Source organism: Shewanella sp. SG41-4, from assembly GCF_014164505.1.
GTDB lineage: Bacteria > Pseudomonadota > Gammaproteobacteria > Enterobacterales > Shewanellaceae > Shewanella.
On record NZ_JACJFI010000638.1, the window covers coordinates 1 to 1,188 of the forward strand.

Consider the following 1,188-nt stretch of genomic DNA (forward strand, 5'->3'; position numbering starts at 1 on the left):
CTCTCTAAAAATAAACGTAAGTCCAATTTCAATTTTATCGATGCTGATTTATTTTTATTGTATCCATCATTTACTATTCAGACGTTTCTCTTGATCTAAATCAACGCTCACCATCGTAAATCGATTCATTATATTAGCTGACCATAATGCTATTGATGTCGAGGTCGGAATGTCAGATGCTAAATTCATTTTAGTCCTAAAATCCTGCATTACTATGGGGTTAAGCTTAATTTTGTTAGGCATTTATTGTCATAACTATAGTGAAACGATTCAGATGATGGGCGTCGATGGGATCATTGTGAGTGCGATGTGTGTAGCTTTTGGCATGGCATTGTCGCTACCGACAAAAATGTACCTTACTTTTATGTTGGTTAAGCGTGAAGCAGAAAAAACACCATAATCTCATTGTGACAGGTTCGTTGTAAGACGATCGTTAATGTTTACACCAACAATATTTCATTTCAGATAGAATGTTATTCCCGCCAAGAACACGACACTAAGCCGCTTTTTAATGACGACAAATCGTCTCATTGTCTTTATTTTCTATTAACTAATCAGTTGTAATAATACTTAAACCAACAGTCATCATAATAAATATACCTTGGTTAAAATAATAATCTAATACTTAATGGTGATGTTATTTAGCAACTGATTATTAAGGGGTTTTTTATAATTTCATAGCGGCGAGATGATTAATTTGTTGTGGTTATAACTCTGTTGGCTCATTTTATATTATATTAGGTGTTATTTGCTGTAAAAGAATTTTAAAAATATGATTTTAAAGTTATTTTTCGTATTGAAATAAAATTTTAATTGCTGATAAATGATTTAATTTGAGGATATATGTGTGACTTTTGTAGCCTTTTCGTTTTTTTCGGGGTGACATTAGTAGTTAGATCAGTTATTACTATTTATACAAATAGGAAAATAACATTTAAGGAAAAATAATGCCTTCATGGTTTGCTAATGTTCAGCTTGGTTTTGATATGGCGACAAGTCTCACAATTGTGGGTGCTGCAGTGACTTGGGTTATTCGTGAAAAAAAGCAGGCTGAAGCCGAAAAAGTTCGTAGCATTAATCAGCAAGTTCGATCAACTAGCATTGAAAAAGTACAAGATGTGCTTTTTGAGTTGGAAGATAAATTTACAGTGTTGATTAATGAAACACAAGCCTATGAAAATATGATCG

At 32.3% G+C, this 1,188-nt stretch carries 2 protein-coding genes; both read left to right on the forward strand.

Features of this window, described 5'->3' with window-relative positions; translation table 11 throughout:
* The first annotated feature begins 169 nt into the window (after window positions 1-169).
* Window positions 170-400, forward strand: coding sequence for a hypothetical protein (locus H5202_RS22895; protein ID WP_182774038.1), 231 nt, complete (start codon window positions 170-172; stop codon window positions 398-400).
* Between the two features lie 547 nt (window positions 401-947).
* The coding region (locus tag H5202_RS22900; protein ID WP_182774039.1) for a hypothetical protein at window positions 948-1,188 on the forward strand (241 nt) is incomplete at its 3' end.